At 53.3% G+C, this 7,374-nt stretch carries 8 protein-coding genes; all 8 read right to left on the reverse strand.

What is annotated here, in order from left to right; genetic code table 11:
• Positions 1 to 12: 12 nt before the first annotated feature.
• A complete protein-coding gene (gene atpA, locus GQR96_RS24740; RefSeq protein WP_004144995.1) occupies positions 13 to 1,554 on the reverse strand; it encodes a F0F1 ATP synthase subunit alpha in 1,542 nt (513 codons plus the stop codon).
• Positions 1,555 to 1,566: 12 nt separating this feature from the next.
• Positions 1,567 to 2,100, reverse strand: a complete 534-nt coding sequence (gene atpH, locus GQR96_RS24745) for a F0F1 ATP synthase subunit delta (protein ID WP_004202307.1) — start codon at positions 2,098 to 2,100, stop codon at positions 1,567 to 1,569.
• A gap of 14 nt (positions 2,101 to 2,114) precedes the next feature.
• Complete coding sequence (gene atpF / locus GQR96_RS24750) at positions 2,115 to 2,585, reverse strand: F0F1 ATP synthase subunit B (RefSeq protein WP_004107293.1); 471 nt, start codon at positions 2,583 to 2,585, stop codon at positions 2,115 to 2,117.
• Positions 2,586 to 2,635: 50 nt separating this feature from the next.
• Positions 2,636 to 2,875 carry a F0F1 ATP synthase subunit C gene (gene atpE, locus GQR96_RS24755; RefSeq protein WP_000429386.1) on the reverse strand — a complete coding sequence of 80 codons (240 nt, stop codon included), beginning with the start codon at positions 2,873 to 2,875 and terminating at the stop codon, positions 2,636 to 2,638.
• Between the two features lie 48 nt (positions 2,876 to 2,923).
• The gene (atpB, locus tag GQR96_RS24760) at positions 2,924 to 3,739 is read right to left on the reverse strand and encodes a F0F1 ATP synthase subunit A (protein WP_004202309.1); all 816 of its coding nucleotides are present in this window, start codon (positions 3,737 to 3,739) and stop codon (positions 2,924 to 2,926) included.
• Positions 3,740 to 3,747: 8 nt separating this feature from the next.
• Complete coding sequence (gene atpI, locus GQR96_RS24765) at positions 3,748 to 4,128, reverse strand: F0F1 ATP synthase subunit I (protein WP_004202310.1); 381 nt, start codon at positions 4,126 to 4,128, stop codon at positions 3,748 to 3,750.
• A 616-nt stretch (positions 4,129 to 4,744) separates the two neighbouring features.
• Positions 4,745 to 5,368, reverse strand: coding sequence for a 16S rRNA (guanine(527)-N(7))-methyltransferase RsmG (gene rsmG / locus GQR96_RS24770; protein ID WP_065904176.1), 624 nt, complete (start codon positions 5,366 to 5,368; stop codon positions 4,745 to 4,747).
• A 115-nt stretch (positions 5,369 to 5,483) separates the two neighbouring features.
• Positions 5,484 to 7,373, reverse strand: a complete 1,890-nt coding sequence (gene mnmG, locus GQR96_RS24775; protein ID WP_004202313.1) for a tRNA uridine-5-carboxymethylaminomethyl(34) synthesis enzyme MnmG — start codon at positions 7,371 to 7,373, stop codon at positions 5,484 to 5,486.
• Position 7,374: the final 1 nt, after the last annotated feature.

Raw genomic sequence — 7,374 nt, forward strand, 5'->3', positions numbered from 1 at the left:
GACCGCCAGACGTTACCAGGACTGGGTTGCTTTGAAGGAATCGAGGATGCCTTTCAGCTTGCCTTCGATTTCGTCGTTATAGCCACCGGACTGGTTAATCTCTTGCATCAGCGGAGCGTGATCACGGTCGACGTAAGCCAGCAGTGCGGCTTCGAAGCTACCGATTTTCGCCAGTTCTACATCAGCCAGATAACCACGTTCTGCTGCGAACAGAACCAGAGACTGCTGCGCGACGGACATCGGCGCATACTGTTTCTGTTTCAGCAGTTCGGTCACTTTCTGACCGTGGTCCAGCTGTTTGCGGGTTGCATCGTCAAGGTCGGATGCAAACTGGGAGAACGCCGCCAGTTCACGATACTGCGCCAGCGCGGTACGGATACCACCGGACAGTTTCTTCATGATCTTGGTCTGCGCTGCACCACCCACACGGGATACCGAGATACCCGGGTTAACCGCAGGACGAATACCGGCGTTGAACAGGTTGGTTTCCAGGAAGATCTGACCATCGGTAATGGAGATTACGTTGGTCGGAACGAACGCGGAAACGTCACCCGCCTGGGTTTCGATAATCGGCAGCGCGGTCAGAGAACCGGTTTTCCCTTTCACTTCACCTTTGGTGAAGGCTTCAACGTATTCGGCGTTAACACGCGCAGCACGCTCCAGCAGACGAGAGTGGAGGTAGAATACGTCGCCCGGGAACGCTTCACGTCCTGGCGGACGACGGAGCAGCAGGGAGATCTGACGATAAGCAACAGCCTGTTTAGACAGGTCATCGTAAACGATCAGCGCATCTTCACCGCGGTCGCGGAAGTATTCGCCCATTGCGCAACCGGCGTATGGCGCCAGGTATTGCAGTGCAGCAGATTCGGATGCAGTCGCTACCACCACGATGGTGTTAGCCAGCGCGCCGTGCTCTTCCAGTTTACGCACCACGTTAGAGATGGTGGACGCTTTCTGGCCGATAGCAACATAGACGCACTTGATGCCGGAATCACGCTGGTTGATGATGGCATCGATAGCCAGCGCAGTTTTACCGGTCTGACGGTCGCCGATGATCAGTTCACGCTGACCACGACCGATTGGGATCATGGCGTCAACGGATTTATAACCGGTCTGTACCGGCTGATCGACGGACTGACGTTCGATTACGCCCGGCGCGATCGCTTCAACGGCGGAGAAACCGTCGTTTTCCAGCGGACCTTTACCATCAATTGGCGCGCCCAGGGTGTTAACCACGCGGCCCAGCAGGCCACGACCAACCGGAACTTCCAGGATACGGCCAGTACATTTCACCTTCATGCCTTCGGCGAGGTCAGCGTACGGACCCATCACCACCGCACCGACGGAGTCGCGCTCCAGGTTCAGTGCGATAGCGTAACGGTTACCCGGCAGGGAGATCATCTCACCCTGCATACATTCGGCAAGGCCGTGGATGCGGATAACACCGTCACTTACAGAAACAATAGTACCTTCGTTATGAGCTTCGCTCACAACATTGAACTGAGCAATGCGCTGCTTGATCAGTTCGCTGATTTCGGTGGAATTCAGTTGCATGCTCCAGTCCCCTTAAGACTGCAAGACGTCTGCAAGGCGATCAAGACGGCCGCGTACGCTGCCATCAATGACCATATCACCCGCACGGATGATAATACCTGCCATAACAGACTTATCGATTTTGCAATTCAGCTTAACTTTGCGTGACAGACGTTTTTCCATCGCGCTGACGATCCTGGCAAGCTGTTCATCACTCAGTTGGTTGGCAGATATGACTTCTACCTCTGCGATGGCCTCACTGGCCGCGCGCAGGTGAATGAATTGCTCAAGAACGTCCGGGAGCACCTTCAGACGATTATTTTCCGCCATCACCTTAATCAGGTTCTGGCCGTTTTCGTCAAGTTGCTCGCCGCAGATAGCGATAAACGCTTCTGAGAGCGTTTCCGGCGCCAAAGCACCGGAGAGAAGCTCTGCCATTTGATCGTTTTTGGTCACTTCGGCGGCAAACGCCAGCATATCCTGCCAGCGTTCAACACTGTTGTGTTCGACGGCAAAGTCAAAAGCTGCTTTGGCGTAGGGGCGAGCTACCGTTACAAATTCAGACATCAGCCCCTCCCTCCTTACAGTTCAGCGACAAGTTTATCCACGATGTCGCTGTTAGCAGCTTCATCCACGGAACGTTCGATGATCTTCTCGGCGCCAGCAACAGCCAGGATAGCGACCTGCTTACGCAGCTCCTCGCGTGCACGTTTACGCTCAGCATCAATTTCAGCCTGCGCTTGTGCAACGATTTTGGTGCGTTCCTGTTCTGCTTCAGCTTTAGCTTCGTCCAGAATCTGAGAGCGGCGCTTGTTCGCCTGCTCAATGATTACCTGGGCTTCCGCTTTCGCTTTTTTCAGCTGGTCGGTCGCGTTGGCCTGTGCAAGGTCCAAATCTTTCTTAGCGCGTTCTGCAGAAGCTAAACCGTCAGAAATCTCTTTCTGGCGTTTTTCGATGGCAGCCATTAAAGGCGGCCATACGTACTTCATGCAGAACCATACGAAGATAACAAACGCGATGGCCTGGCCGAGGATTGTTGCGTTCATGTTCACAGCACAATACCTCTTTAATTAACTCTGTGGCTTAGGTTTCTAACAACTTACTACGCGACGGCGAACATCACGTACAGACCCAGACCTACAGCGATCATCGGGATAGCATCCACCAGACCCATAACGATAAAGAACTGAGTACGCAGCAGAGGGATCAGATCCGGCTGACGCGCTGCGCCTTCCAGGAATTTACCTCCGAGGATGCCGATACCGATCGCAGCACCGATTGCCGCCAGACCCATCATCACAGCGGCAGCCATGTACAGCAGATCCATATTCAGGTTTTCCATGACAGTCTCCAGTTTGTTTCAGTTAAAACGTAGTAGTGTTGGTAAAAATCAATGCTCTTCAGACGCCATCGACAGATAGACAATCGTCAGAACCATGAAGATGAAGGCTTGCAGCGTAATAATCAGGATGTGGAAAATGGCCCAAGGCACATTCAGAACCCACTGTGACCACCACGGCAACAGACCAGCAATCAGAATGAAAATCAGCTCACCGGCATACATGTTGCCGAACAGTCGCAGACCGAGAGAGACCGGTTTGGACAGCAGGCTTACCCCTTCAAGGATTAAGTTGACAGGAATGAACGCCCAGTGATTGAACGGCTGCATGGTCAGTTCTTTAACGAACCCACCCACGCCTTTCATTTTGATGCTGTAGAAAAGAATCAGGATGAACACGCCAAGCGCCATCGACAGGGTGATGTTCACGTCAGCAGACGGAACCACGCGCAGTGCAGGCAGGCCGAAAATGTGTTCGCCGATATAAGGAAGCAGGTCGATTGGCAGCAGGTCCATCAGGTTCATCAGGAAGACCCAGACGAACACGGTCAGCGCCAGCGGCGCGATAACCTTGCTCTTGCCATGGTACATGTCTTTGACGCTACCATGGACGAAGCCGATGATCATTTCGATGAAGGTCTGGAATTTCCCTGGTACGCCGCTGGTCGCTTTCTTAGCAACGCTACGGAACATGGCCAGGAACAGCAGACCGAGAACCACCGAGAAGAACATGGAGTCAATGTTGAGCGTCCAGAAGGTGGCCGGGGGGTTGTGCGGATCCACCAGCGAGAAAGTACGCAGGTCAATCTGAAGGTTGTTCAGATGGTGACCTATGTATTCCTGCGGCGTCATATTTTCTGAAGCCATGATGCCTTTTACCCTTTGTTGTTGATTACAGCTGGCGCCAGAACTTGTACCACCAGCACCAAAACCCACGTCACGATCAGTGGCAAAAATACCACTTTTAAAACGGCCAGCGCCACCGCCAGGAGGGCGAAGGTCAGCAACACCTTGAAGGCTTCACCGAAGGCGAAGGTCCAGGCCACACGGCCTTTTGCTGGTGTATGCGCCTGATGACGCCAGGCAAAAATCATAAACATCAGATTTGGCAAAACCACTGCCAAACCGCCGCATACCGCGGAAATGCCCCAGAAGGGGTCTTTGAGGCTGAACAGCAGTCCACTTGCCATTACTGCCAGTAACTGAATAAACAGAAGCTTGCGAGCAACGTTTCGACTCAAGAGCGACACTGACATCACGTTTTTACTCCTGCTCCCTTTGAGGTATGTCGCGTGTCGTATAAAACGTCCTTTAAGACGAAGAGTCAAGCATCAAAAAGCGGACAAATTATACGGTGACGCCCCGTGATTTCAAACAATAAGTAGCAAAATAGTGAATAAATGTTTAATTATTTTCCAACGGACAACTTTCCGCGCATTTCAGCGTTCTGTGAGCGGTCATACAAAACTGCAAATAACGTGGAAACACGGCAATTAAAGCGTGCATTAGATCACATAATAAACATTTCAAGCGCCCTTTAATGAATCAAGGACATAAAACACTATTTTTCATGCTTTTGATATTCAAGATAAAAAGTGAGGACATTATCTAAAACAACCCCACATACAATAAAAACCTTTTATTGACATTTATAATAAAAATTTAACATCGCTATGCTGTTTATCGTTGTCGATTTTTAGCACCCTGATATTTTCAAAGTTGACTATTTTGTCAGTGAATCAGTTACGCTAAGTTAACCGCAAGAAAAACCATAGTAAAAACATGGTTAAATGCAGCCCGATAAGAACGGGAGGTGTCCTTTATTTTTGTAACATTCACGGGCCACATTTTTTCCACATTTTTTGATAAAAATTAACTCGATTTTGGCGTAATCACCACCAGGTGCCGCTCCCCTTCCAGCTGAGGAACATGTAGCTCAATGACCTCGGCTATGGCATACCCTTCCGGCAGGTTTTCCATTTCGTCTTTTTGCGCTAACCCTTTGAGCGCATAGAAGTGACCGTTCGCGGCCGGCAAATGATGGCACCAGCTCACCATATCATTAAGCGATGCGAAGGCGCGGCTTATCACGCCATCAAACGGCGGCTCAGCCGGGAAAGCTTCCACGCGGCTCTGCACCGGGGTAACGTTATCCAGCTTCAGCTCATGCTGCACCTGACGCAGGAAGCGCACGCGTTTGCCAAGGCTGTCCAGCAGGGTGAAATGCGACTCCGGGCGCACGATAGCCAACGGGATCCCAGGCAGCCCCGGTCCCGTACCGACATCGATAAAGCGCGAGCCCTGCAGATAAGGCGCGACGACGATGCTGTCCAGGATATGACGCACCAGCATCTCATTTGGATCGCGAACGGAGGTCAGGTTATAGGCTTTGTTCCACTTATCGAGCAGCCCGACGTAAGCCACCAGCAGATTTTTCTGGTGATCGGTGAGCAAAATACCCGCTTCATCCAGCAGACGAGAAAGTTTGTTGAGCACGGTAAGTACCTTCAAAAAATAATGAGCCCGGAGGCGCTAACGCTTACCGGGCCAGGAATGATAAAGGCGAACGCTGATTATGCAACTGGGAAATCAGCGCGGCAGGCTGCCGCTATCAGGCGCTGCGACGCAGCATCCCCTGCTTTTTCAACCAAACCAGCAAAATAGAGATCGCCGCCGGGGTGATCCCGGAAATACGTGACGCCTGCCCTATCGACGACGGTTTATGGTCGTTTAGTTTAGCGATCACTTCATTAGACAGTCCGGTGACCTGACGGTAGTCGAGTGTCGCCGGTAACAAGGTATTCTCGTTGCGCTGCTGTTTCTCGATCTCATCCTGCTGGCGCGCGATATAGCCTTCATACTTCACCTGGATCTCAACCTGCTCAGCCGCCTGCCGATCTTCCAGCCCCGGCGCGAACGGCGAGAGCTGAACCAGCTGCTCGTAGGTCATTTCCGGACGACGCAGCAGATCTTCACCGCTGGCTTCGCGCGACAGCGGCGCGGTCAGGTGAGCGTTCACTTCGTTAGCGCTCTCAGCCTGAGGGTTCACCCAGGTCGATTTCAGGCGCTGGCGTTCACGCTCAATGCTTTCCAGCTTCTCGTTGTAACGCGCCCAGCGTTCATCATCCACCAGACCCAGCTCACGCCCCTGCTCAGTCAGACGCAGGTCGGCGTTGTCTTCGCGCAGCATCAGACGATATTCTGCACGAGAGGTAAACATGCGGTACGGTTCTTTGGTACCCAGAGTACACAGGTCATCCACCAGCACGCCGAGGTAGGCCTGATCGCGACGCGGTGCCCAGCCCTCTTTTTCCGCCGAGAAACGAGCAGCGTTAAGACCGGCCAGCAGACCCTGAGCCGCAGCTTCTTCATAACCGGTGGTGCCGTTGATCTGACCGGCGAAGAACAGACCCTGAATGAATTTGCTCTCGAGCGTCGGCTTCAGATCGCGCGGGTCGAAGAAATCGTACTCAATAGCGTAGCCAGGACGGACGATCCGCGCATTCTCCATCCCCTGCATTGAGCGGACGATTTGCATTTGCACATCGAACGGCAGGCTGGTGGAGATGCCGTTCGGATAAATTTCGTTTGAGGTCAGGCCTTCCGGTTCGAGGAAGATCTGATGTTGGTTACGATCGGCAAAGCGCATGACTTTGTCTTCGATCGACGGGCAGTAGCGTGGACCGATCCCTTCGATCACCCCGGCGTACATGGGGCTGCGATCGAGGTTATTGCGGATCACGTCATGGGTTTTCTCGTTAGTGTGGGTGATATAGCACGGCACCTGGCGCGGATGCTGATCGGCAGATCCCATAAACGAGAAGACCGGCATTGGGTTATCGCCATGCTGTTGCGCCAGCACGCTGAAATCGATGGTGCGCGCGTCAATGCGCGGCGGGGTTCCGGTTTTCAGCCGGCTGACGCGCAGCGGCAGTTCACGCAGGCGACGAGACAGCGGGATCGACGGCGGATCGCCGGCGCGTCCGCCGCTGTAGTTATCCAGACCAATATGGATTTTGCCGTCAAGGAAGGTCCCGACGGTCAGTACCACCGCTTTGGCTCGGAATTTGAGGCCCATCTGGGTGACCGCACCTACGACACGATCGTTTTCGACAATCAGATCTTCCACTGCCTGCTGGAAGATCATCAGGTTCGGCTGGTTCTCCAGCGCAGTGCGTACCGCCTGACGGTACAGCACGCGGTCAGCCTGGGCGCGAGTGGCGCGCACCGCGGGGCCTTTGCTGGCGTTTAGTATCCTAAACTGAATGCCTGCCTGATCGATCGCTTTGGCCATCAGACCGCCGAGCGCGTCCACTTCTTTTACCAGGTGTCCTTTCCCAATGCCGCCAATCGCCGGGTTGCAGCTCATCTGCCCCAGCGTGTCGATATTGTGTGTCAAAAGCAGGGTCTGTTGACCCATACGCGCTGCGGCCATTGCGGCCTCAGTGCCTGCGTGACCCCCGCCAATGATAATGACGTCAAAAGGATCCTGATAAAACATG

This window comes from Klebsiella sp. PCX (assembly GCF_021869705.1).
Taxonomy (GTDB): domain Bacteria; phylum Pseudomonadota; class Gammaproteobacteria; order Enterobacterales; family Enterobacteriaceae; genus Klebsiella; species Klebsiella quasipneumoniae.